Genomic DNA, 24,673 nt, shown 5'->3' on the forward strand with positions numbered 1-24,673 from the left:
TCGGTTCGCTCGACTTGCATGTATTAGGCACGCCGCCAGCGTTCATCCTGAGCCAGGATCAAACTCTCCAATAAAGTTTGTCTAGCATCATAAATAAAAATTGACGTTTCACGTTGTTTGTTTCGTTCAGTTTTCAAAGAACTTATCCATCGCTCAATTGCGACTTCCTCATGTTAACATCTTTGTTTTTTGATGTCAACTACGTTTTTTTATTTCTTTTTTGTCTGCTTTCTGCTTTCGTGCATCAGCGACGTTTATTAATATAGCATGATGATTTTCAAAACGCAACACCCTTTTTCAATATTTTTTATAAAAAGTGTCCAACTTTCCTTTTTTGTACCATATACTGAAAATATCAGTTCATCTATTACACCAAATGACGGGGGAGGAAGACAAATTGGAACACTTCGATTTATTACTTAAGATAGGCCTCTCTGCTATTTTAGGATTTGCAATTGGTTTAGAACGTGAACTAAAACGAAAGCCACTAGGTTTAAAAACTTGCTTAGTTATTTCTATTATTAGTTGTTTACTTACCATTGTTTCAATTGAAGCAGCCTATAATTTACCGAACTCTATCTCAAACAGAATTACTATGGACCCCCTCCGTTTAGCAGCTCAAGTTGTATCGGGAATTGGTTTTTTAGGAGCGGGAGTTATTTTACGTAGAGGTAACGATAGCATCGCAGGCTTAACTACTGCTGCCATGATTTGGGGAGCATCAGGAATTGGCATCGCAGTGGGAGCCGGTTTTTATTTAGAAGCTATTTCTGGTATGTGTTTCCTTATGATTAGCGTAGAACTTATTCCTTTTGTTATGAATATTTTAGGCCCAAAATCCCTCAGGCAGCGCGAAATTGCGGTAAACCTCGTCGTAAATGGTATGGAAAATATCCCCACTGTCATCGAAGACATAAAAAAAATGAATATAAAAGTTAAAAATATGAAACTTAAAACACTAGAAAATGGAGCTCATTTTCTGCAAATGAAACTATCTGTTGATCAAAAAATACGTACAGCTAATGTATACTATGCAATTCAACAGCTTGATAGCGTTCAACAAACCGAAGTGGAAAGCATCTGACAACTCCCTCACTCGTGAGGGGGTTTTTCTTTTTTCATAATGGCAACAATATAAAGTGAAACTTTAATCAGTGGAGGTTTTACTATCTACTAATAGCAGGATAACTATTAGTGATGCGGGAGGAGCTACAAACGTTGAATGCAAGAAGTAGTATTTTGGATACATTTCGCAATTCTATTATTTTACGGCTGGTCACCTTAATCGGCTTATTCATTCTCTTCTTTGGATTTCTTATTCACAAATTAGAACCCATTCACTTTCGAACATGGTTCGATGGTATATGGTGGGCACTAGTCACAACATTCACTGTTGGATACGGTGATTACGTTCCTCATAGTATACAAGGAAGAATACTCGCAATTATTCTCATTTTATTAGGAACTGGATTTGGTTCTTATTATATGGTATCTTTCGCTACCGAAATGATTAGTAAACAATATATGAAAATAAAAGGTGAAGAGGCGGCCTCTTGCCATAAACATATGATTGTTGTCGGCTGGAACGAACGTGTGAAACATGTAGTAAGTCAAATGCGTGTATTACAACCAAATCTTGATATTGTTCTCATAGATGAAACACTCCCTCTACTGCCGAAGTCATTTCATCATCTACAATTTATTAAAGGTTGTCCTCATCATGATCAGATTTTACTCAAAGCAAATATTCGTACTGCGCATACTATTTTAATTACAGCTGACAAAGAAAAAAGCGAGAGCTCTGCTGATACACACTCTATTTTAACCATCTTAACAGCGAAAGGATTAAACCCAAATATATATTGTATCGTTGAAATGTTAACTTCCGATCAAATTCATAATGCGAAACGAGCAGGTGCAACAGAAATTATTGAAGGAAATAAATTAACGAGTTATGTATTTGCTGCTTCCTTATTATTCCCTTCGATTTCAGAAGTACTATTTACAATTTACAATGAAATTACTGCGGATAAATTACAACTCTTACATATTCCTGAGCAATATGATGGTGAAACATTCGAATATTGTAACTGCGCTTTATTAAAACAAAATATACTCTTACTTGGCCTCCAACGTGACGGACACTATCATATAAACCCGACTCATTCCTTTACTCTGAAAAAAAATGATTTACTGATTGTAATTAAACATTAAGAAGATATGCTTCTAATTCTCGAACTAATGCTTTCCCAACATCAATATATTTTGCTTGAATATCTCCGTCTGGATCTTTCGGTTCTGCAAACTGATCAAAAGACGTCATCCCAGCTGTAAGTGTATTCACTTCATCATCTAATTCGTCTTGATACACATGTGACAGAAGGTACGGTGTATCAAGACGAACGATAACTCCATTTACATCCAACTCTCCTTCAATGGCTGTAAACGGCAATCGTAAAAATTGATACCCTTCCTCTTCATCTATTTTATAATCGAAACATCCCTTCTCATAATCCCAATTCCCACCTATTGTATAGCCCAGCGGCTTTAATGTTTCTTCCAATTTGAAAAGGGAAAATGTCTGTCCTTCTAGCTTCGAATGAATCTGAATCAAATGGATCATCCTTTCTAGATTTTTTTTAGCATACCCAATTCGCACTCCATATATCGGCATTTTTTTCAATATATCAGCGATTCGACGCACATTCATCACAAAAAAAAGCTGTTGGGATTATCCCAACAGCTCCGCTTTTCTTATTTCAAACGTTCTTCTAATTCTGCTTTTAGTTCTTCGAATCCTGGTTTTCCAAGCAATGCAAACATGTTTTTCTTGTATGCTTCTACACCTGGTTGGTCAAATGGATTTACGCCTAGTAGGTAGCCGCTCATCGCACATGCCTTTTCGAAGAAGTATACAAGATAACCAAATGTATACTCATTTAGTTCTGGAATGTTTACAATTAAGTTTGGTACGCCGCCATCGCTATGTGCAAGTAATGTTCCTTCGTATGCTTTCGTGTTAACGAAGTCTACTGTTTCACCAGCAAGGTAGTTTAATCCATCTAAATCGTTCTCATCTAATTCAATTTTTAGTTCATGTGTAGATTTTCCTACTTTTAGAACTGTTTCAAATAGGTCACGGCGTCCTTCTTGAATGTATTGACCTAAAGAATGAAGATCAGTTGAGAAGTTTGCGGAAGATGGGAAAATACCTTTTTGATCTTTTCCTTCACTCTCACCAAATAATTGTTTCCACCATTCAGCAAAATATTGAAGTGCTGGTTCATAGTTCACAAGCATTTCAATTGTTTTTCCTTTATTGTATAAAGCATTACGTACAACTGCATATTGGTAAGCTGGATTTTCTTCAAGCTCTGATTTTGCAAAATCATCATGACCTGCAGCTGCCCCTTGCATCATTTCTTCGATATTTAAACCACTTACAGCAATCGGTAATAAACCAACTGGTGTTAATACAGAGAAACGGCCGCCAACATCATCTGGAATCACGAATGTTTCGTAGCCTTCTTCGTTAGCTAATGTTTTTAAAGCACCGCGCGCTTTATCCGTTGTTGCATAAATACGTTTACGCGCCTCTTCTTTTCCGTATTTCTCTTCTAATAATTTACGGAAAATACGGAATGCAATTGCAGGTTCTGTTGTTGTGCCTGATTTAGAAATAACATTAATTGAGAAGTCTTTACCTTCTAATACATCCATCAAGTCTTTCATGTAAGTGGAGCTAATGTTTTGTCCAACAAATAGCACTTGTGGCGTTTTGCGCTGTTCTTTAGATAGCGTATTGTAGAAAGAATGATTTAACATTTCAATCGCTGCTCGTGCTCCTAAGTAAGAACCACCAATACCAATAACAAGTAAAATGTCGGAGTCATTTTTAATTTTCTCCGCAGACTTTTGAATGCGAGAAAATTCTTCTTTATCGTAGGCAAGAGGAAGTTCTACCCAACCTAAGAAATCGTTCCCTGCTCCTGTTTTTTCATGAATTGCATGGTGTGATACTTTTACCATATCACGTAAGTATGTTAGCTCGTGTTCACTAATGAACGATAATGCTTTTGAATAATCAAACGTTACATGTGTGCTCATTTTTTTGCCTCCAATACAGTATGTATATGTATTTCTGTCTTCACTTTAGCGAAACCACCGTTGTAAATCAAGCGAACTACAAATTGTAAGCGTACCCAATTTGTTTTTTTTACAAAATCGTCATATCTCTTGTTTTTCTGATGAGAAATTTAATTTTTTTGTATAAGAAGGGCAAAAGGTATCCATTCTATAAAAGAAGCTTGATTAAGCGAGTAAACTTCGCTCATTTGCGCTTCATCATTTAAGGAGGGACTGCTTAAGATGAGTACATTACAACGCATCGCTTTAGTATTTACGATTATCGGCGCAGTAAACTGGGGACTCATTGGCTTCTTTCAATTCGATTTAGTAGCAGCTATCTTCGGCGGACAAGATACAGCACTTGCTCGAATTATCTACGGTATCGTAGGTATTTCAGGTTTAATTAACCTTGGTTTATTATTTAAACCTTCTGAAGAGCTTGGGACACACCCAGAAGCACGTCAAGTTCGATAACTCCATTATAAAACACATATCTCCGCTTGTTTTAAAAACAAGCGGAGATTATGATGCTTCACTACCTTCCGACATACGAACGTTTCTTTATTCTGATTACAAGCGAAGTAAAGTGAAACTAGCCATCAGTAACGCTTTTCTCACCGGTACTTAGTTTCACCAATCGGGCATTTACGGATAGTTATCCCCCCTGTATTCTTCACTTCTCTCCAAACCTTGAAGTGGGGGTCTTACTGCCCGTTGATGCGGGATAAAAGAAACGTTTGATTATTTTATATCATAATGTAACACGAATAAAAGCAGGGAGCATGGCTCCCTGCTTTTATTTTGTAATTTGTGATTCTTCAATCCACTCTGTTAACTTGTCTCGCAATGTGTTAAATCCATTTGCAGACGGATTTGGAATACGTACTTTCCCTTGTTTTCGTTTGGCAGCCTTCAATGACAAACTCATTTTTCCGTTCTTCTCATCAACTGAAAGTACCTTTACTTCCACTTCGTCTCCAACTTTTAAAAAATCATGAATATCTTTTACATATCCATTTGTAATTTCAGATATGTGCACAAGCCCTTGTGTTTCTCCATCTAATGCAACGAATGCTCCGTAATCTTGAATCCCTGTTACTTTTCCCTTCACAACCACTCCAGTTGTATAGTTATTTAACATAAGAAACACTCCCATATGTTTACCTTTTGTATTAGTAAATTATACCACCTAGTTGACTTTCATTCAAAATTCATGAAAAAAATTCCTTTTACATGTATAAATCTTCAAATATGGGGATAAAATACTAACACATGGCTTTCTAGTATTCCCCCCCTTTTATGGACAAAACGTATTGCGTTTTGTCCTTTTTTCATTCTCTACAAACCGCTTCATACGTTTCATCGCTTCCATAAGCTGTTCAAGTGACGTTGCATACGAACAACGAATAAACCCTTCTCCACTCGCGCCAAATACACTTCCGGGTACAACCGCGACTTTTTCTGCTAATAATAAACGTTCAGCAAATTCCGCCGAAGATAATCCCGTCGAACGAATCGAGGGAAATACATAAAATGCTCCGCCAGGCATATGACAATCTAATCCCATTTCATTAAAGGAAGTTGCCATAAAGTTCCGGCGTTGTTTATAACTCTCACGCATTCGAATAACCTCTTGTTCTCCTGAACGCAGCGCTTCTAATGCCGCAAATTGAGACATCGTCGGTGCACACATCATCGAATATTGATGAATTTTTAACATGATATCCGTAAAATGTTTAGGAGCTGCAATTAAACCAAGGCGCCAGCCTGTCATCGCAAAGCCTTTTGAAAAACCAGAGATTAAAATCGTATGATCCCGCATATGTGTCACACTTGCAAAACTTGTGTATGTTTCATCATAAACAAGCTCAGCATAAATCTCATCGGATAATACAATTAAATTGTATTTCTCAACAATAGCAGCAAGTTTCTCCAATTCTTCTTTCTTTAAGAGCGTTCCTGTCGGGTTGTTTGGAGAACATAGTAAAATCGCTTTCGTATTCGTTGTAATGACCGATTCAATCTGCTGCGGCTGCACTTTAAATTCATCCTCTGGAGATGTAGACACAGGTACCGGTACACCGCCCGCTAATGTAACAAGCGGCGCGTATGATACAAAGCTTGGTTCAATAATAATTACCTCATCCCCAGGATTAACAATGGTACGCATTGCCACGTCTAACGCCTGACTCGCCCCAACTGTTACAATAATCTCTTCTTGCGGATCATAATCGACTGAAAATTGTTTGTGTAAATATTTTGAAATTTCTTCACGCAGCTCTAATAACCCAGCATTCGCAGTATAGGCTGTATATCCTTCTTCTAATGAACGAATACATGCTTGTCTTACATTCCAAGGTGTTACAAAGTCAGGCTCCCCAACTCCTAATGAAATAACCCCTTCCATACCGGCAGCCAAATCAAAAAATTTCCGAATACCGGATGGTTGTAAAGATTGTGCTACTTTTGATAATTCAAATTTACTCATGGTGCCACCACAATTCGTTTATCATCATCTTTGTTTTCATATATAATTCCCTCATGTTTATACTTTTTCAAAATAAAATGCGTTGTCGTTGATACGACAGATTCAATTGTCGCTAACTTCTCCGCTACAAACGTTGCAACTTCAGCCATTCCTCTTCCTTCTATTGTAATGGAAAGGTCATATGTCCCTGACATTAAATACACTGACTTCACTTCTGGATATCGGTAAATTTGTTCTGCTACCGCATCAAATCCAACGCCATGCTTCGGTGTCACTTTCACATCAATCATTGCCGTTAAACCTGTATGTTTTTTTACCTTTGTCCAATTAATCAGTGTTACATAATCGACAATCACTTTTTCTCTTTCTAATTTTTCAAGGATTGCTATTACTTCTTCTACATCTATGTTTAACATTTTGGCTAATGTTTCTTCCGATAATCGACTATTTTTCTCAAGACAAGCTAACAATTCTAACTCTTTTTCTGTCATTGCAATCTCCCTTTCCTTTTTGTATATTTTCTAAATTATACAGACAGCTTTTCCGATTTGAAAAGAAGATTTTTTTAAGGAATTATGTGACAATACATTTAGAAAGGAGCTGGAGCTATGAAACAAAGAGTCTACATTGCAGAAAAAGTGCCTGCATTTGTTGAAAAATATATTGGTGAGCATTATGAATATGAAAAGTGGGATGGTAATGAAAAAATTCCGCGCCATGTCTTATTAGAGAAAATAAAAGATAAACATGGACTATTAAATTTTGGGGCTATGATTGATGATGAATTACTCGAAGCAGCTCCGCAGTTGAAAGTAGTAAGTAACATTTCTGTCGGCTATGATAACTTCGATATCGCAGCTATGAAGCAAAGAGACGTAATTGGAACGAATACACCATACGTGTTAGATGATACTGTTGCTGACCTTGTCTTTGCATTAATGTTATCTGCATCTCGCCGCGTTTGTGAACTTGATCGTTACGTAAAGTCAGGAAAATGGAATGCAGAAATTGGCAAAGAGCATTTCGGCTTAGATGTTCACCATCAAACGATTGGAATCATCGGTATGGGGCGCATCGGAGAAGTCGTTGCAAAACGCGCAAAATTCGGCTTCGATATGGACGTTTTATACTACAATCGGAGCCGAAAAGAAAAAGCAGAACAGGAGATAGGCGCAACATATTGCGAATTAGACTCGTTACTGCAAAACGCAGATTTTATCGTTCTTCTGACACCATTAACGGAAGAAACGTATCATCTAATTGGAGAAAAAGAATTCAATATGATGAAAGAAACGGCCATTTTTATTAATGCATCCCGGGGGAAAACAGTAAATGAAACTGCATTAATTGAAGCGCTGCAGCAAAAGAAAATTTTTGCTGCAGGCATTGATACATTTACACAAGAACCAATCGAAAAGGATAGCCCGTTGTTATCTCTACAAAATGTCGTGACGCTCCCTCACATTGGTTCGGCGACGTTAAAAACACGCCGAACTATGGCAATGACAGCAGCAAAAAACTTAGTAGCTGGATTACAAGGCCATACACCACCAAACGTTGTAAATGAACTAAAATAACAAATGAAGCGCCTGTTTTGACAAACAGGCGCTTCATTATTCATACTCTTTTTTTAACGGGAATGTATAAGTCTACCTTTGCTTTTCCTTCTGGATCAGCTGCCGGGTTATTCATGCAAAATTCAAGGCACGGTTTATCATCTGCATCGTATTCACTATTAGGGAACCATTGCCCAAAGATACTTTGATAAGCAAGGGCAAATTTATCGAGAGTATCATAAAACTGATACAAAGCGTAAGTGCCTCCTTGTAAGGTTTTATATTGTATGTCTTCATCATTTTCTTTATAGAAGTCTCTCGGTATTGTTACGCACGCATCGTAGCGACAAGCATATTCATCAACAAAATTAGGATCATCTAATGAAATTCCAATCGAATATTTTGTTTGGTCAATCCCATGTTTATGTGCCCATTCCCCTAATTTACTCCATGCACGAAACGTTTCTAAATAGCTCCCAACGTGCCTCACATACGCTACTTCATAATCTGGTAATTCCTTAATCGTGATATTCATTGTCCATATCCTCCTTAACAAGTTATTATTGCTATCATTAGCGTAGCAAACGGAGGTAGACATCTCTTCTCGATTCTTGCTCATATATAACGAAATATTGCTATTATGAAAATTTTTTTTCCTAACATCAGTAGGAACGATATGAAAGTGCTTTTTAAATAACGCATGAAATGTAGAAGCAGATTCAAAACCACAGAGATTACCTATCTCTAATATTGATTTGTTCGTTTCTGTTAAGTAGTATATCGATTTTTGAAGGCGTTTTTTATTGACAAAAGACATCGGGGTTTCACCAATCATCGCTTTAAAAATCCGGCTGAAATGATACTTAGAAAAGTGCGATACTTGTGCTAATGAATCAAGATCAATTTTTTCAGCGTAGTGATCTTCAATATATTTTATAACCGTTTCAATTCGGATTTGATAATCATTGTTCATGTAAACTCTCCTAATCCTTCGTTAATGTAAGCTTTCAATTCCTCTAAAAAAATTCTCTTTTACTACCGCTTTTCCTTCTCGATCCTCTAGGATAATTCCTACCTAAGAAGGAGATGATATGAACAAAAAACAACGGAGTGATGAAGATGGAAAACGAAGTTCAACTCCCTCACTTCACCTTTTCTACAAGAGGGATGACGATTCATTATGAGCTCTACCAGTCTTTCAATACCGAAGAAAAACCAACATTTGTTTTAATTCATGGGTTTCTCTCTTCAACCTTTAGCTATCGGCGCCTCATTCCCCTATTAACAAAGCAAGGGAATGTAATCGCTCTGGATCTACCGCCATTTGGAAAAAGCGATAAATCCTATCATTTCACATATTCCTACCAGAACCTCGCAACAATTGTCATTGAACTAATGGAACATTTACAAACAAAAAACGTTATTTTAGTAGGTCATTCGATGGGGGGACAAATTGCGCTATATGTAAACAAATTGCGGCCTGACTTCATTCAAAAGACAGTCCTTTTATGCAGTTCAAGTTATTTATCACGGGCGAAGCTGCCACTTATCTACACTTCTTACTTACCGTTCTTTCATTTATACGTAAAGAATTGGATTGTAAGGCGAGGCATCATCCATAATTTAATGAATGTTGTTCATGATCATTCTTTAATCGATGACGAAATGATGCAAGGCTATGCAGCGCCTTTTTATGATAACCGCATCTTTCCTGCACTAACGCGCATGATTAGAGATCGCGAAGGAGACTTAACTTCAAAAGACTTGCAAACAATCACAACACCTACTTTGCTCATTTGGGGAGAAAAAGACCGTGTTGTTCCTATTGAAGTTGGACACCGTCTACACAACGACCTGCCCCATTCACACTTTATCTCTTATGAAAATACAGGACATTTATTACCTGAAGAAAAACCAGAGCACGTATGCGAAGAAATTATGACTTTTTTAGCAAATTAATGAACCAAAAGGCGGATATTGAAAAGTTCTCATTCCTACACTTTTCGATATCCGCCTCTACAGAAAAAACTATAAACTACAGCTTCCGCCGCCTTTTAATAATAACAATTGTTCCGCTAACCATTGACATTTTTCAATAGGTAATGTTCTATCAAATGATATTAAATAAATGTGCTGTATTTTCTTTGCGATATATTTTGCGTCATCAAATGTACTTACAATATAGACGATGTCGCTTGCTTCTGTTTCATAAAATTCTGGCCCCATTTGAAACGGGTCCCAATTCTTCACAAAGTCTACCATTTTCTCATATATCCCCATACACTTCCCGCCTTTTCCTTATTTTCCACTTTTCTTTATCGTATCATATCAGCTATGCTAGAAGAAATGGAAGAACATTCAGTTTTTTTAGCTATTATTGAAAGGAGTAACAAATATGGGGAACTTTAACGAAATGATAAATCGCCGCGGAACAAACTCCGTTAAATGGGATACACATAAAAACGAGGAACTTCTTCATGCCTGGATTGCAGACATGGACTTCCCTGTTCCCTCACCCATTCAAGATGCTTTAACAAAACGTTTACAACATCCTATTTTCGGTTATAACACTTCAAGTGAACAAGTAAAAGAAGCAATTTGTCACTGGGTAAAAACACAATACAATTGGGTTATTGAAAAAGAATGGCTTGTCTTTAGCGCCGGCATCGTTCCTGCACTTAGTGTTTCTGTACAAGCTTTTACTGAAAAGCAAGATTCAGTGCTTGTACAACCACCTGTATACCCACCATTTTTCGAAATGGTAACAACGAATGGGCGCCAAGTGTTGACCAATCCGCTGCGCTTAGAAAACGGTGTTTACAAAATGGATTTTGAACAGTTAGAGAAACAATTTCAGCAAGGTATAAAACTGATGTTTTTGTGCAGTCCTCACAATCCAATTGGACGTGTATGGACAGCGGAAGAGTTAACACAACTCGGCGCGCTCTGCGAATTATATGATGTAACCGTCATTGCAGACGAAATTCATGCTGACATTATCTTTAATGGACGTAAGCATATTCCACTTGCCTCTTTATCACCAAACTTAGCGAAGCGAACTGTTACATGCATCGCCCCAAGTAAAACATTTAATATTGCTGGGCTGCAAGCATCGGTTATTATTATTCCAAATGAAAAACTACGAGATGCCTTTACCGCTGTACAGCATCGTCAAGGCTTTCATGGCTTAAACACATTTGCTTACGCAGCAATGCAAAGTGCGTACACAGAATGCAATGAATGGCTAGCAGATCTGTTAGCTTATATAGAAGAGAATGCACGATTTGCATGTGACTTTATTAAACAGCATATTCCAAAACTATCCGTCATTCAGCCAGATGGTACGTTCTTACTTTGGATTGACTGCTCCAAACTTGGACTAACACAAAGTGAACGAATGGAATTATTAGAGACAAAAGGAAAAATCATTGTAGAGCCTGGGGAAAAATTTGGTGCCGGCGGTGAGCAGCACATTCGTTTAAATCTCGGCTGTCCACGCTCCGTACTAGAAGACGCGCTCCGCCGCTTACAATGTACATTCGCGTGTCCTTCCAATGGACAACTATCTATATAACTTGCGTCTTTCCTCTTTCCGAAGCTCTACTGTATTTTAATCAATCTTTTTTATAAACAGTTAAGCTTTATTTAAAATCAACATTGGCACATGACAAAAGTTTACGTATAGAAGATGTAATCATCTGTAAAAAACGGCAAGCGAGTAGCATTCGCTTGCCGTTTTTTCATAGCTTTGTATGTATCCGAATTCCTTTTGCTTTCTCTTTTTCACCCTTCACACATACACTCAATTCATATGATCCAGGTTTCGGTGCTTCAAAAGAAAGCAGACCTTCTTTTTGGGAAGTGATTTCTTCTTCCTGAATAACCTTATCACCTTTTATGACTTGGAATAAAATTGTACCTTCTTCAACAGACGCTTCATAAGGAATTTCCACATTTCCATTTTCAACTTTAATCGTTTGCACCTCGTGAGAACCTTGCAGAGAGCCAATTTCCAAAGTAGTTTCTCCGTTATTTTGAACCTTTGTAACTTTTGTTGCTACATTGCCATTACATGCGCTTAACAATACAACAAGCGTAAGAATAAGCAGTGAACGTAACAATTTCATAAAATTTCCCCCTTTTGTTTATATACATATTCTATTATAAAGGTTTTTCTGGATAATTTTCCTAAAGATAATCCCAATCATATATCAACTGAAAAAACAAACTTAAAGACTGTGCACACTTATCATATATTTCCTTTTCTACTTATGTCATCAAAATATAGAAAGGCCGCCATAATTTTTTCTAGGCGGCCTTTCTAACGTTCAGTTTTCTTTACTTTTCTTTTTCCTTTTTTTGATCCGAAGCTTTTTTCACAATTACACCGCATACAATTCGTTTCCCCGAATTTCCAGCTGGTTGTGTCATCCCATCATCTGCATTTTCTGTAATAATAAGCGATGCACCGTCTTTTCTATTCATCGTTGTTTTCCCTTCTTTTAAAGCCACTTGCGGTGCCGTAATATCCACCTTAATCTTCCCTTCGCCATCCGCAATCACATTCGGCAAATCTCCATTTTCAAATCCCTTTGGATGTAATAACCCATGCTTCTTTTTATTTGGATTAAAATGATTCCCGGCAGAAGTAAAGTCTGGTGCTTGGCATTGCCCTACTTCATGAATATGTAATCCATGTACACCCGGTGTAAGCCCTTCTACTTTAATCGAAATCTTTACTCCACTTGATTGCTCAATAACCTTCGCCGTTCCTACTTTATCTCCAGAAGCATTATACAGCTTCACATCTATTTCTTTCGGGTTCTCTTTCGCACATCCAGCAAAGAGGATCGCTGCAAAACACCCCAATACGAGTTGCTTTTTCATCGGTATTCCCTCCAAACTCATTCTGCTCTTATATTGTCCGAGCCTAGAAGGAAACATACAAAAACAGCTTATCCTGTCTCGAAAAAAAAGACGTACCTAATCACCCGATTCGTTCAGCTAATCTTTACCGCTTTTCCATAATCCGTTTTTCCATCTCTTTCAAATTTTCCGCTTCTCGTTCTGATGATTTAATAAACATACGCCACGTCGCAATTGCCCCGATTATAAATAGTACACATACTATGGCAGGTATAATATATTCTGTCTTGTCTTCCGGAAAGTATAAAGGCATCATAATTATCCACTCCTTTGTTCATTTCCTTACCATAATCAATTATACAGAAAATTCAGTCTGAATAAAACTTCCCTTCTTCTTTGACTCCTTCTCTTCCATTGCTTACTATGAAAAAGAGGTGAAAAATATGAATGAAACATTCCAAATCGGCGATATTGTAACAGGTATTTATAAAACAGGTAAGTACATTGGAGAAATTACAAACGTTCGTCCGCAGCATTATCTTGTAAAAGTGCTCGCTGTTGTGAAACATCCTATGCAAGGCGACCTACATAATGTAAAACAAGCTGACGTACCTTTTTTCCATGAACGCCGCGCCTTAGCATTTCGCGAACAAACGAATATCCCGCAGGCAATGGTGAAACATTATGAAGGCGATGTACCCGATTATAAAGAATCACTGCAAAAAGCATTAACAGAACAAATAGCGCAATTACAAGAAGACGGTAGCCCATTCGCACAGCGCAGCTTACAAATGCTAGAACAATTACAACATGATTATCATTTGTAAAAACAACAAAACGACCAAACTACAATTAAAATTGTAATTTGGTCGTTATTGTGCACTCACTCTTTTTAATACTTTTGAAAAGTCTACAAGCTCACCAAGTGTCGGAGGAGCTGGTTTCACTAAATATTGCTTATCTTTCTCAACAAGTTTAAAAATATTATATGTCGTCATCGCATCATCTAACGCACAATGATGCTTACCTGTCCCAACCTTTCCGTATGCTTCAATCGCTTTCCATAATCCAGTTTGGTTTCGCTCTCCAAAAAAACGTTTATACTCTAATGATAAATCTCGACATTGTCCTGCAAATGGATATGGAATATTAGCTGCTTCGCAATTCTGCTTCAGCACTTTCATATCCATATTCCCCCAGGTGACAACTGTTGTATCGCAGCGTTTTTCATAGTTTGCTAGGCGTTCAACAAGCATTGCAAAGGAAATCCCATTTTCCACCGCTTCTTGCTGAATCCCTAAAAATGTTTTGCACCGCTCTGTTAATACCGAAAAAGTTTCTGGTTTTACATAAGAAGAATACGTATCAACTACAACATGATTCACAACCGAGACAATTCCTACTTCAATAATTTCTGGAAAAAATCCTTTTGGTTTTTTGCGATTTTGAGGCATCGTGAACTCAAAATCTAAAAATAAAAGTTGTTGTTCATCCATACGATCCCTTCCTTATAAAGTGAAACTTCCATCAGTGGGGCATTTTTCATCCCTCACTGATGGTTAATGCGTGATAAACTTTTCCATATTCATCCAGTATACCATAACAAATAACGACGAATACTTTTGAATTTACAAGCTTTAATGTAGAGACCAAATCCAAATGAAAATTTCACTTCATACATTCCATAAGATGTATCTTATATATATGTCAAATAGCAGCAAATATTTTCAAAAACAAGAAAATAGCTTAATTCATTTTTGCAGAAAATATGACAAAACAGGGGCTTTCATTTACACCATATATTTTTCTACTTTATAATGACTTTAATTGTGTTTATTTCACAATTGTATCAAATAATAAGAAAAACTACTGAGAGGAGATGGGATTTTTGCACGAAACAACACAAGAAATTGCGAACTGGCAATACTACTTTGCAATTGTGGTCTTTTTAATTACATATGCCATTATCATTTCTGAAAAAATTAATCGCGCTGTCATCGCGCTGCTCGGTGCAGCCTTAATGGTCATTGTTGGCGTTGTTGATTTACATAACGCTTTTACAAAGCATATTGAATGGGGAACGATTACCTTACTTATCGGTATGATGATTTTAGTTAACATTACAAGTAAATCGGGGGTCTTTCAGTACGTTGCGATTAAATCTGCTAAGAAAGCAAAAGGAAATCCAATTCGCATTTTAATTGTTCTTTCCTTACTAACTGCAGTTGGTTCTGCCTTTTTAGACAACGTAACAACTGTTCTTCTCGTTGTACCAGTTACACTATCTATCACACGTATTTTACAAGTTAATCCTGTTCCATATTTACTATCAGAAATTATTTTCTCAAATATCGGCGGAACAGCTACACTTATTGGTGACCCACCAAACATTATGATTGGCTCATCAAATAAACATTTAGACTTTAATGCCTTTTTAGTTAACTTAGCTCCAATTGTAATTATCATTATCGCTGTAACAGCGGTTATGTTGTACTTCATATACAGAAAGCAATTGGTAGCTGACCCGATTCAAATTAAAAAATTAATGAGTTTAAATGAAAAGCAATATATTAAAGATCCAGTGCTGATGAAAAAATCGTTAACAGTACTTGGTCTGACAATTTTCGGCTTTATGACGCACTCTATTTTCCACATTGATGCAGCAGTTATCGCCTTAACAGGAGCAACGGTATTAATGTTAATCGGCGTAAAAGAACATGAAATTGAAGATGTGTTTGCGCATGTAGAATGGGTTACGATATTCTTCTTTGCTGGTTTATTCGTTCTCGTTGGCGGCCTTATTGATATCGGTTTAATTAAGTCGTTAGCACAACAAGTGTTAAACGTAACTGGCGGTGACATTTCCTTTGCTTCTGTACTTATTTTATGGGTATCCGGTATCGCTTCTGCAACGATTGATAACATCCCATTCGTTGCAACAATGATTCCACTTATTAACGATATGGCAGTTGGACTTGGCTTAACACCATCCGATGCACAAGTTGATGTACTTTGGTGGGCATTAGCACTCGGTGCTTGTTTAGGCGGAAACGGAACATTAATCGGGGCATCTGCAAACGTAATTGTTGCAGGTATCGCAAACCGCGAAGGACATGGCTTCAGCTATATGGAATTCTTAAAAGTCGGCTTCCCAATCACAATTGTTTCATTAATCATTTCAAACATTTATATTTATTTACGTTACTTAATGTAACGAGAAAACGGAAGGGGGAGCCCCCTTCCGTTTTTTCGTTCTTTCAATATCTCGGTTCATTGTTTCGGATTACAAATAAATGAATCGGAAGAAAAATAAAAAATGTAATCACGTGTAAAACCGTATATAGTACTGCATTTGTTGTATATCTTTCCAATAACAAATATACGATATAAACCCCTACCACCAATAAGAAAAGTGAAGATATGAATCCTAAAAACGGAATCCACCTCATAATAAAACAAGCTACATATACACCGAATAGTTTCCAGCCTGATTGCGGTTGCATAAACTGTGGTAATTTCTTCCCAATTAAATCTCCCCATATTTTAGAGTTTAAAAATGGGATAAATGCAAAGAAAGAATCTTCGCGCTCATCCGCTTTTGCCATGTTATATAGCGCAAATGCTGTTAACAAATAAGCAGCCACTGCCCAAATTAAAGCAATGATAATAAAAATAAGTCCTAACGCTAAAAATCCAGCAATAATCCCATCACTTGATACACCGTCTATTACAATTTGGTCATCCATTTTAATACCCCCTTCTATCTTAGTTCCATTCTTTTTCTATATATTCATTACGAAAAGTATTAAGAAGTGAATATAAAATTTTTTATCCCGCTATTCGTGGGCAGTAATACTCCCACCTCAAAATTCAGCAAAAGCATTGTCCAGCTCTAGCGGCTAGAATCTCCGGTCGTTTCGTCCCCTCGGACGAGGCCAAGAGCACCTCTTTGTCGGGTGCTCCAACGTCCTGCGATTCTGAACGAGCCACTTCCGCTTTTCTTAAGAAGTTAGGTGGGAGATAAACTGCTGGCATGCGCCCGATTGGTGAGGGCTGATAATCAGTGGGGGATGAAAATCCCCCCACTGATTAAAGTTTCACTTTATCTATGCTACACTTAAATTGAAAAATATGAATGTGGAGTGAGCCTTATGCATCCTTTTACCGTAAGCATACAAGAACACTTTGAAGCACATCGAAACCGTGAAAAAGCAGAACCAATGGAACGTTATATGAAAAACCACTTTCCCTTTCTTGGCATTCAAACACCAGAGCGTAAGCAATTGGTTCGTGAAGTACTGAAAAACAATGAAGCACCGAAAGCAGCAGATCTTCCCGTAATTGTTCGCGAACTTTGGGCACTGCCAGAACGAGAATTTCAAATGGTTGCTTTAACGCTATTGGATAAATATCGAAAACATTTAGCTGAAACACATATCCCACTTTTAGAAGAGCTCATCACAACAAAATCATGGTGGGATTCCGTGGATATGCTCGCAAGTCATTTTGTCGGCCTTATTTTAGAAGCACACCCACATTTAATCGAATCGTATATGCAAAAATGGATGGCCTCTAACAATATGTGGCTGCAAAGAACATGCCTGTTATTTCAGCTCAAGTATAAAGAAAAAACAAATACGAAGATTCTCTTCTCATTAATCGAACAGCTAAGTCACTCTAAAGAATTTTTCATTCAAAAAGCAATCGGCTGGGCACTTCGTGAATACGCAAAAACAAATCCTCAAGCTGTATGGGAATTCGTCCAAACGCATGAGCTTGCACCACTTAGTAAACGTGAAGCTACTAAACATATTAAAAATGTATTTGCAGAGTAAGTTTTGGGCTATACTACATAACAGACACTGCATATACTAACCTAAACACACGCTCTCTATTGTGAATTAGAAAAGAACATGATAGAATATGGTCATCTATTTTTTAAATATGGTAGCGATGAAGGACAAATAAGTACTTGCAAAGAAGAAGCGATTCAGGGATGGTGTAAGCCTGAAACTGCAAGGAAACGGCAGTCCCGAGCAATACAATATAAAGTGGACATACACCTTTGTGTGTCAACTAGGGTGGAACCGCGGGCAAACGCTCGTCCCTAGGCAAATAAGCCTTGGGATGAGCGTTTTTTTTATTGAAAAGCGAAAGCGGCTTGCTCAGAATATGAGGGGGATGGAGCTTATGACATAGAGGCGCTCTTTGCCTCGGCGAAAGAAGCGAAGCCACCGAATATTCTAGTCGCTGGAGCTGGATCTATTGAAAAGCGGGAGCGGCTCGTTCGCCTAATCGCTTCTCCAAGTACTCCACTATCTTTCATCGCCAATACGTTATCTTTTAAGGAGGAATTGAAAATGGCTTCAATGGAGCAAATCGTAAACTTAGCAAAGCATCGTGGTTTTGTTTTCCCTGGTTCTGAAATTTACGGCGGTCTTGCAAATACTTGGGACTACGGTCCACTTGGTATCGAATTAAAAAACAACGTCAAAAAAGCTTGGTGGAAAAAATTCATTCAAGAATCTCCGTATAACGTGGGTTTAGATGCAGCAATTTTAATGAACCCAAAAACTTGGATAGCATCTGGACACGTTGGAAACTTCAACGATCCAATGATCGACTGTAAAAAATGTAAAGCACGCCATCGTGCTGATAAATTAATTGAAGATGCATTAGAAGCAAAAGGTATCGAAATGATCGTTGATGGTCTTACTTTCGATCAAATGGCTGGATTAATGAAAGAGCACGAAGTAAAATGCCCAGATTGCGGCAGTGAAGACTTCACTGAAATTCGTCAGTTCAACTTAATGTTCAAAACATTCCAAGGCGTTACAGAATCTAGCACAAACGAAATTTTCCTTCGTCCTGAAACTGCACAAGGTATTTTCGTAAACTTCAAAAACGTACAGCGCTCTATGCGTAAAAAGCTTCCATTTGGTATCGGCCAAATCGGTAAAAGCTTCCGTAACGAGATTACGCCTGGTAACTTTACATTCCGTACGCGTGAGTTCGAACAAATGGAACTTGAATTCTTCTGCAAGCCTGGCGACGATTTAGAATGGTTCACATTCTGGCGCAACACTTGTAAAAACTGGCTTCTTTCGCTTGGTATGAACGAAGAAAGCATGCGCCTTCGTGACCATGGTGAAGAAGAATTATCTCACTACAGTAACGCAACAACTGATATCGAATTTAAATTCCCATTTGGCTGGGGCGAGCTTTGGGGTATTGCATCTCGTACTGACTTTGACTTAAACCGTCATATGGAACATTCTACTGAAGACTTTAACTATGTAGATCCACAAACGAATGAGCGTTACGTACCATACTGTATCGAGCCATCTCTTGGAGCAGATCGCGTAACATTAGCATTCTTATGTGATGCATACGAAGAGGAACAATTAGAAAACGATTCTCGTACAGTTCTTCGTTTCCACCCAGCATTAGCACCATTTAAAGCAGCTATCCTGCCGCTTTCTAAAAAGCTATCTGAAGGTGCTGCGGAAGTGTTCACAGAACTTGCGAAAGACTTTATGGTAGACTTCGACGAAACAGGCTCTATCGGTAAACGTTACCGCCGCCAAGACGAAATCGGTACACCATTCTGTATCACATATGACTTTGATTCTGTTGAAGACAAAGCAGTAACAGTACGTGACCGTGACACAATGGAACAAGTACGTATGCCAATTAGCGAATTAAAAGGCTTCTTAGAAAAGAAAATTCAATTCTAATGGAAAAAGGACTGCTTGAAGCAGTCCTTTTTACGTGCTCACCGATATATCGGCGGAAGTCGAGCATTTATAAGCGATTGGACACGCAAATAGTCCATCTCTCTTCTTATTTATCTTTTCGCTTTCACAGCAATTGTACATCTTGAAATACAAATTAAATTATTTTCTTCATCAATAATTCGAATGTCCCATACCATCGTCGTCTTTCCTTTGTGAAGCGGTGTTCCAATCGCTGTGACTATACCGTCTCGTTTAGACAACAGATGATTTGCATTAATTTCAAGACCAAAACAAATATATTTCTCTTGATCAATTAAATTATATGTACCGACACTAGCAACTGTTTCTGCTAAAGCGACAGAAGCCCCTCCGTGTAAAAAACCAAATGGTTGATGCGTGCTTCCATGTACCGGCATCGTCGCCACAACTTTTTCCTCTGTCATTTCTAATAATTCAATACCTAACGCTTCCATTAATGTTTTAGGCATATGGCTGTCCCCTTTCAAATTCCCATAAAATGCATAATAAAATCTATTTCTTTTCAAACTATTAGTGAGTCTATAATACATGGAGGTATATTATATGAAGAAACTATTATATATCATGTTACTTTCTTTCTTCTCAATTGCTATTGTACCAAAAGAAACAATAAGTGCCCAAACATCTAACATTACAATTGAAGTGCATACTGAAACAAAAAAAGGTAAGAAACCTTATTTTGAATATCAACTCAATTACCCACAATTTCGTAACATTCTAGACAAGCAATTTCAAAAGAAAGTGAATACGTATTATGAAAAAAGCATAAATCAGTTTAAACGGAATTTAGAAAAAGAGGCAAAAACATATTATGAACAATTCAAAGAAACTGATGCTCCGTTTCATCCATATGTTGCAAATGTTGACTACAAAGTTGGATTCAATACATTCCCATTACTCAGTCTGTATGTAAACTATTATCAATACACAGGCGGTGCTCATGGTATGTATGAATGGAAAGCAAATACGTTCGATGTTCAGCAGAACAAACCGCTTCACTTAGCAGATTTATTTCAAAAAGATAGTCAATATGAAAACATCATTAAGACCGAAATCATTAGACAAATTGAACACAATAAGGAGAATTTCTTTCCAGACGCTGCCGAGAAAATAATAAATGAAAAAAAACTCAAATATGTTTTAGAACAAGACAATTTAATGATTTATTTCCCATTGTATGAAATTGCACCTTACGTCAGTGGCATCCCACAATTCCGTATTCCTTATACGCTACTTCGAGAAGTGTTAAAACCGAAATACCAAAATATTTTAATTGACAATGCCTAGGCAGATTCAGTACCATATTGTTAACCAAACAACAACAGGAGGTTGACATTATGAATAAGCTTCGTGCATTAGACTTAGCTTTCGCCGCGATGTTTGTCGCACTTATGGCGATTGGCGCCAATATTACATCTTGGGCACCATTTCTACAAATTGCAGGTGTTCCACTTTCTATGCAGCCATTTTTTGCTATTTTAGCTGGCCTTCTTCTTGGAAGCCGCCTCGGGGCCTTATCTATGATCGTTTATACATTAGTTGGAATTGCCGGAGCACCTATATTTGCTGGATTTAAAGCTGGATTTAGTCAACTTTTAAGCCCAACTGGTGGATTTATTATTGCTTTCATTATCGTTGCTTATGTAACAGGAAAGATTGTTGAGCAAGTGAAAAACCCAAAATTCGGGACGTTCGCTACAGCTTCAACTGTTGGAATCATCCTTACCTATGTCATTGGAACAACTTATATGTACTTAGCTATCAATAACTGGATGGGTGGTCACATTAGCTATGTAGCTGCTTGGAAAATTATGATGTGGTTTGCGGTAAAAGATATTATCTTTACAGTCATTGGTGCAGTTATTGCCCCCCGTATATACTATGCGGTTCGCCGTTCTGCCTATCAAAATAGTCGCTTCGCTTCATAAAGTGAAACTTCCATCAGTGACGCTTTTCTCACTGATGGTTAGTTGAACCAATCGGGCTTTTGCGGGCAGTTAGTTTTCTTCCCTGCTCTTTTTCAGCCCTTACTGCCCACGAATAGCGGGATAAAGTGAAACTTCCATTGTTTGTGGAAATCATTATTGTCTTTTATTACGAGCTAAAGAGGATATTCTCCTATTGGATGATATCCTCTTTTTCATGGCTATTACTAAGATATATATTTGATTTTTACATACAAATAAATTATGCTTGAAAAAGAATTAAATTAAAGTAAGGATTTGATTAAAAATGAGTAGGGAAGCCTCTCAAGACAAGACAAAAAGATTTCTCATTGTAACACTATTTTTTACACTTGGGACAGCTTTAGGAAAACTACTTGGATTCGCAAAAGAAGTAACACTTGGAGCTTATTTCGGTACAAACTATGCGGTTGATGCATACGTTGTCGCTTTAAATATACCTACGATTGTTTTTACCGGTATCACAGGGGCTTTCGCCTTTTCTTTCATTCCTATCTTTATGGAGTTAAAGGGAAAAGATCCGGTTAAAGCATATCGATTCATGAATAACTTTTTAAACATTGTTCTACTTATTTTTTTGATTCCGCTTTTGCTCATTGAATTGCAGCCCCGCTTCTTCATTTCACTATTTGCGCACGGGCTCCCAGAGCAAACAGCTTTGTTATCAGCTTACTTAATACAAATTATTTTCCCGACCGTATTTTGTACATTCATGATCGATATTTTTAATGCTTATTTAAACAGTTTACATAAATTTCGCATTACAAGTATGCAATGGGTTGTATTAAACGGAATTACACTTATTATTTTTGTAGCTCTTGTACAATGGATTGGAATTTATGCACTTGCACTAGGTGTTATTGTCGGAAACATCGTACAAAATATACTTGTTTATGTCGCTTCCAAGAGGGAAGGATATCGTTATCAATTTATAATCGACTTTAAAGACCCTTCTTTAAAGACGATGATTAATTTGAGCATCCCTGCTTTTATTACAAGTACGTCTGTTCAAATTAATCTACTTGTTGATCGTACACTAGTCTCTGGATTAAATGAAGGATCTATTGCGGCGCTTAATTATTCCCAAAAGCTATACTTTATTCCGCTTGGGTTAATTGCTGCTCCAGTCTTAACTGTTATGTATCCTAAATTTGTTGGGTACGCAACTCAATCAAATTGGAAAGACTTCGCAAAATTAATGGAAACAAATATAAAGGTGCTGTTATATTTATTTATTCCTGTCTTTATTTATTTCACCTTTTTTACAGAGGAAATTGTCAAAGTAATTTATAACTATGGGGCATTTGGGAAAGATTCTATAATAATGACAGCAACCGCATTACAATTTTATGCGTTGGCTGCCCTCATGCAGCCATTAAAGGACTTACTTGATCGCTTGCTTTTTTCTTTGAAGCTGAATCGATACATTATGTATGCATCAATTATTTCCATGATTATAAATGTTATATTATGTATTATACTTGTTAACCAGATTGGTTTAGCTGGTGCAGCTCTTTCCACTTCAATAGCATCGGCGAGCACTGTACTTATGCTATTATGGATGCTCCAAAAATTCATGAAAGAGAAAGAACAGGTGAACTTGCGCTACGGTGGCTTTTTACTCAAATGTACTGTTGCATCTTTTGTAAGTTTGTATACTTCCAAACTGCTGCTTCATTTCTTACATGATACAAAGTTGCTTATCTTATTAGCAATAGCAATTGGTGCCATCGTTTACTTACTCGTCACTTACACATTAAAGATAAAGGAGCTACAACAATTGCTATCGCTATTTTTAGGTAGAAGGAAGGATATAAATGAATAAAATTATGTACCTTTTAAATTATATCGGGGATGGAGGATCAGAAAAATACGTTCTAGATTTAATCGAATCTATCGGTCCAGAGCACTGTATCCTTGTATATTCTATCCCTGGTCCTTTCTTAAAAAAGTTTGAACAATTAAACGTACCGATGTACCGCATTAACATGCGTCATCCTTTTGATATACAAGCTGCTATGCAATTAAAGAAGATTATAAAAAAAGAAAACATCGATATTGTTCATGCGCAATTTTTACGCGAAAACTATATTGCGATTTTAGCTAAACTATTAGGTGCTCCTGTGCGGGTCATTTGGACGTATCACGTAAATGTGCCGATGCCATTTCACCTAAAGTGTAGCAATTCCTTTTTTACTCGCTATAATGATGCCATCATTTGCATCTCTCAATTTATGAAGCAGCAACTATGCCAAAAGGGCGTACCAGAAAATAAGATACACGTTATTTATAACGGCGTTGCAGATCCATATACAGATGTTCCTCTTTCTCAGCCTGGGCCGAAAAAAATTGCTGTGATCGGGAGGCTAAGCAGAGAAAAAGGACAGCCGTTCTTATTAACAAGCTTGCAAAAACTAAAAGCTCTGCACCCATCTTTAAGGTGGCACTGCGATATTATCGGTGAAGGGCCATTAAAAAAAGAATTATCAACTATGATTCAAGAGTTATCACTAGGCGAGCATGTATCATTAAAAGGATTTCAAGACGATATTATAAAAGAGTATACAGAACATGATATTATTGTGATTCCATCAGAAAATGAAGGATTATCCTATGTCGCTATCGAAGCAATTGCTATGAAAAAACCTGTGATTGCAACAAATGTCGGTGGCTTGCCAGAAGTAATTGTTCATAATCAGTCAGGACTATTAATACCGTTTGGATCGGAAGAAACATTAGCTGCTTCCTTAGCTCAATTATTACAAGATGAAAAATTATATCATTCCTTAGCAGAGTGCGGACGCGAACATTATTTACAAAACTTCACTTTCTCAAAAATGGTGAAAGAAGTTACAACAATTTATCGCATACCATCATCATGTTAAAGGAGAATAT

The 24,673-nt window shown here is 37.3% G+C and carries 28 protein-coding genes and 1 rRNA gene; 14 read left to right on the top strand and 15 right to left on the bottom strand.

The genetic code is table 11. The annotated features are described in order from the left end of the window. Positions 1 to 74: ribosomal RNA gene (locus PLX19_RS23910) — 16S ribosomal RNA — on the bottom strand; the annotation flags it as partial. Positions 75 to 397: 323 nt separating this feature from the next. Between PLX19_RS23910 and PLX19_RS23915 the strand changes: the two genes are divergently transcribed. Continuing rightward, on the top strand, positions 398 to 1,084 hold the full coding sequence (locus PLX19_RS23915) for an MgtC/SapB family protein (protein ID WP_272191394.1): 687 nt from the start codon (positions 398 to 400) through the stop codon (positions 1,082 to 1,084). Positions 1,085 to 1,218: 134 nt separating this feature from the next. Then, entirely contained in the window at positions 1,219 to 2,214 is a 996-nt protein-coding gene (locus PLX19_RS23920) for a potassium channel family protein (RefSeq protein ID WP_272191395.1), read from the top strand. Here the strand turns inward: PLX19_RS23920 and PLX19_RS23925 are convergent. Then, entirely contained in the window at positions 2,204 to 2,614 is a 411-nt protein-coding gene (locus PLX19_RS23925) for a YugN-like family protein (RefSeq protein ID WP_272191433.1), read from the bottom strand. The two genes, PLX19_RS23920 and PLX19_RS23925, sit on opposite strands and share 11 nt — an antisense overlap. A gap of 140 nt (positions 2,615 to 2,754) precedes the next feature. Continuing rightward, positions 2,755 to 4,107, bottom strand: a complete 1,353-nt coding sequence (locus PLX19_RS23930) for a glucose-6-phosphate isomerase (protein ID WP_272191396.1) — start codon at positions 4,105 to 4,107, stop codon at positions 2,755 to 2,757. Between the two features lie 261 nt (positions 4,108 to 4,368). Between PLX19_RS23930 and PLX19_RS23935 the strand changes: the two genes are divergently transcribed. Beyond that, entirely contained in the window at positions 4,369 to 4,602 is a 234-nt protein-coding gene (locus PLX19_RS23935) for a DUF378 domain-containing protein (protein WP_035433268.1), read from the top strand. 322 nt (positions 4,603 to 4,924) lie between these two features. On the opposite strand, the gene yugI is transcribed toward PLX19_RS23935, so the two are convergent. The 3 genes from yugI to PLX19_RS23950 all read right to left on the bottom strand — a co-directional run bounded on the left by yugI (position 4,925) and on the right by PLX19_RS23950 (position 7,107). Then, positions 4,925 to 5,269: a S1 domain-containing post-transcriptional regulator GSP13 gene (gene yugI, locus PLX19_RS23940; protein ID WP_272191397.1), complete on the bottom strand. Its 345-nt coding sequence runs from the start codon at positions 5,267 to 5,269 to the stop codon at positions 4,925 to 4,927. Positions 5,270 to 5,425: 156 nt separating this feature from the next. Then, positions 5,426 to 6,616 carry an aminotransferase gene (locus PLX19_RS23945; RefSeq protein WP_272191398.1) on the bottom strand — a complete coding sequence of 397 codons (1,191 nt, stop codon included), beginning with the start codon at positions 6,614 to 6,616 and terminating at the stop codon, positions 5,426 to 5,428. Then, a complete protein-coding gene (locus PLX19_RS23950) occupies positions 6,613 to 7,107 on the bottom strand; it encodes an Lrp/AsnC family transcriptional regulator (protein WP_272191399.1) in 495 nt (164 codons plus the stop codon). Before PLX19_RS23950 ends, PLX19_RS23945 begins: the two co-directional genes overlap by 4 nt. Positions 7,108 to 7,224: 117 nt before the next feature. On the opposite strand from PLX19_RS23950, the gene PLX19_RS23955 reads away from it, so the two are divergent. Continuing rightward, complete coding sequence (locus tag PLX19_RS23955; protein ID WP_272191400.1) at positions 7,225 to 8,193, top strand: 2-hydroxyacid dehydrogenase; 969 nt, start codon at positions 7,225 to 7,227, stop codon at positions 8,191 to 8,193. Positions 8,194 to 8,233: 40 nt separating this feature from the next. Here the strand turns inward: PLX19_RS23955 and PLX19_RS23960 are convergent, their stop codons facing one another. Beyond that, positions 8,234 to 9,145, bottom strand: a complete 912-nt coding sequence (locus PLX19_RS23960; RefSeq protein WP_272191401.1) for an AraC family transcriptional regulator — start codon at positions 9,143 to 9,145, stop codon at positions 8,234 to 8,236. A gap of 146 nt (positions 9,146 to 9,291) precedes the next feature. Between PLX19_RS23960 and PLX19_RS23965 the strand changes: the two genes are divergently transcribed. Next, positions 9,292 to 10,131, top strand: a complete 840-nt coding sequence (locus tag PLX19_RS23965; RefSeq protein ID WP_272191402.1) for an alpha/beta fold hydrolase — start codon at positions 9,292 to 9,294, stop codon at positions 10,129 to 10,131. A 69-nt stretch (positions 10,132 to 10,200) separates the two neighbouring features. Here PLX19_RS23965 and PLX19_RS23970 read toward each other — a convergent pair whose 3' ends face one another. Beyond that, on the bottom strand, positions 10,201 to 10,452 hold the full coding sequence (locus PLX19_RS23970) for a DUF1871 family protein (RefSeq protein ID WP_272191403.1): 252 nt from the start codon (positions 10,450 to 10,452) through the stop codon (positions 10,201 to 10,203). Positions 10,453 to 10,567: 115 nt separating this feature from the next. Between PLX19_RS23970 and PLX19_RS23975 the strand changes: the two genes are divergently transcribed. Continuing rightward, positions 10,568 to 11,746 carry a MalY/PatB family protein gene (locus PLX19_RS23975; RefSeq protein ID WP_272191404.1) on the top strand — a complete coding sequence of 393 codons (1,179 nt, stop codon included), beginning with the start codon at positions 10,568 to 10,570 and terminating at the stop codon, positions 11,744 to 11,746. A 166-nt stretch (positions 11,747 to 11,912) separates the two neighbouring features. On the opposite strand, the gene PLX19_RS23980 is transcribed toward PLX19_RS23975, so the two are convergent. The 3 genes from PLX19_RS23980 to PLX19_RS23990 form a co-directional block, all read right to left on the bottom strand. Then, positions 11,913 to 12,299, bottom strand: a complete 387-nt coding sequence (locus PLX19_RS23980) for a hypothetical protein (RefSeq protein ID WP_272191405.1) — start codon at positions 12,297 to 12,299, stop codon at positions 11,913 to 11,915. A 211-nt stretch (positions 12,300 to 12,510) separates the two neighbouring features. Continuing rightward, positions 12,511 to 13,059, bottom strand: a complete 549-nt coding sequence (locus tag PLX19_RS23985) for a superoxide dismutase family protein (protein WP_272191406.1) — start codon at positions 13,057 to 13,059, stop codon at positions 12,511 to 12,513. A gap of 124 nt (positions 13,060 to 13,183) precedes the next feature. Continuing rightward, complete coding sequence (locus PLX19_RS23990; RefSeq protein ID WP_170857753.1) at positions 13,184 to 13,354, bottom strand: hypothetical protein; 171 nt, start codon at positions 13,352 to 13,354, stop codon at positions 13,184 to 13,186. 127 nt (positions 13,355 to 13,481) lie between these two features. Here PLX19_RS23990 and PLX19_RS23995 point away from each other — a divergent pair, with 127 nt between their 5' ends. Beyond that, positions 13,482 to 13,865 (top strand): kinase-associated lipoprotein B, encoded by a 384-nt coding sequence (locus tag PLX19_RS23995; RefSeq protein ID WP_272191408.1) that lies wholly within the window; start codon positions 13,482 to 13,484, stop codon positions 13,863 to 13,865. A gap of 45 nt (positions 13,866 to 13,910) precedes the next feature. Here PLX19_RS23995 and kapD read toward each other — a convergent pair whose 3' ends face one another. Next, the gene (kapD, locus tag PLX19_RS24000) at positions 13,911 to 14,534 is read right to left on the bottom strand and encodes a 3'-5' exonuclease KapD (protein WP_272191409.1); all 624 of its coding nucleotides are present in this window, start codon (positions 14,532 to 14,534) and stop codon (positions 13,911 to 13,913) included. A gap of 392 nt (positions 14,535 to 14,926) precedes the next feature. Between kapD and PLX19_RS24005 the strand changes: the two genes are divergently transcribed. Further along, positions 14,927 to 16,252 carry an ArsB/NhaD family transporter gene (locus tag PLX19_RS24005; protein WP_272191410.1) on the top strand — a complete coding sequence of 442 codons (1,326 nt, stop codon included), beginning with the start codon at positions 14,927 to 14,929 and terminating at the stop codon, positions 16,250 to 16,252. A 43-nt stretch (positions 16,253 to 16,295) separates the two neighbouring features. Here the strand turns inward: PLX19_RS24005 and PLX19_RS24010 are convergent, their stop codons facing one another. Further along, positions 16,296 to 16,784, bottom strand: coding sequence for a hypothetical protein (locus PLX19_RS24010; RefSeq protein WP_272191411.1), 489 nt, complete (start codon positions 16,782 to 16,784; stop codon positions 16,296 to 16,298). Positions 16,785 to 17,189: 405 nt separating this feature from the next. On the opposite strand from PLX19_RS24010, the gene PLX19_RS24015 reads away from it, so the two are divergent. Further along, positions 17,190 to 17,873 carry a DNA alkylation repair protein gene (locus tag PLX19_RS24015; protein WP_272191412.1) on the top strand — a complete coding sequence of 228 codons (684 nt, stop codon included), beginning with the start codon at positions 17,190 to 17,192 and terminating at the stop codon, positions 17,871 to 17,873. Between the two features lie 353 nt (positions 17,874 to 18,226). Here the strand turns inward: PLX19_RS24015 and PLX19_RS24020 are convergent, their stop codons facing one another. Beyond that, positions 18,227 to 18,364: a hypothetical protein gene (locus tag PLX19_RS24020; protein ID WP_272191413.1), complete on the bottom strand. Its 138-nt coding sequence runs from the start codon at positions 18,362 to 18,364 to the stop codon at positions 18,227 to 18,229. A 34-nt stretch (positions 18,365 to 18,398) separates the two neighbouring features. Between PLX19_RS24020 and PLX19_RS24025 the strand changes: the two genes are divergently transcribed. Next, complete coding sequence (locus PLX19_RS24025) at positions 18,399 to 19,775, top strand: glycine--tRNA ligase (protein WP_272191414.1); 1,377 nt, start codon at positions 18,399 to 18,401, stop codon at positions 19,773 to 19,775. 110 nt (positions 19,776 to 19,885) lie between these two features. Here the strand turns inward: PLX19_RS24025 and PLX19_RS24030 are convergent, their stop codons facing one another. Then, a complete protein-coding gene (locus tag PLX19_RS24030; protein WP_272191415.1) occupies positions 19,886 to 20,263 on the bottom strand; it encodes a hotdog fold thioesterase in 378 nt (125 codons plus the stop codon). A gap of 94 nt (positions 20,264 to 20,357) precedes the next feature. Between PLX19_RS24030 and PLX19_RS24035 the strand changes: the two genes are divergently transcribed. The 4 genes from PLX19_RS24035 (at position 20,358) to PLX19_RS24050 (ending at position 24,663) form a co-directional block, all read left to right on the top strand. Then, entirely contained in the window at positions 20,358 to 21,101 is a 744-nt protein-coding gene (locus PLX19_RS24035; RefSeq protein WP_272191416.1) for a DUF3298 and DUF4163 domain-containing protein, read from the top strand. Positions 21,102 to 21,151: 50 nt separating this feature from the next. After that, positions 21,152 to 21,742, top strand: coding sequence for a biotin transporter BioY (locus tag PLX19_RS24040; RefSeq protein WP_272191417.1), 591 nt, complete (start codon positions 21,152 to 21,154; stop codon positions 21,740 to 21,742). Between the two features lie 304 nt (positions 21,743 to 22,046). After that, the gene (gene murJ / locus PLX19_RS24045) at positions 22,047 to 23,603 is read left to right on the top strand and encodes a murein biosynthesis integral membrane protein MurJ (protein ID WP_272191418.1); all 1,557 of its coding nucleotides are present in this window, start codon (positions 22,047 to 22,049) and stop codon (positions 23,601 to 23,603) included. Then, positions 23,596 to 24,663, top strand: coding sequence for a glycosyltransferase (locus tag PLX19_RS24050; RefSeq protein WP_272191419.1), 1,068 nt, complete (start codon positions 23,596 to 23,598; stop codon positions 24,661 to 24,663). The genes murJ and PLX19_RS24050 overlap by 8 nt, the downstream gene beginning before the upstream one ends. The last annotated feature ends 10 nt before the right edge of the window (positions 24,664 to 24,673 follow it).

Origin of the sequence: Bacillus sp. BP-3 (genome assembly GCF_028401955.1) — a bacterium.
Taxonomy (GTDB): domain Bacteria; phylum Bacillota; class Bacilli; order Bacillales; family Bacillaceae_G; genus Bacillus_A.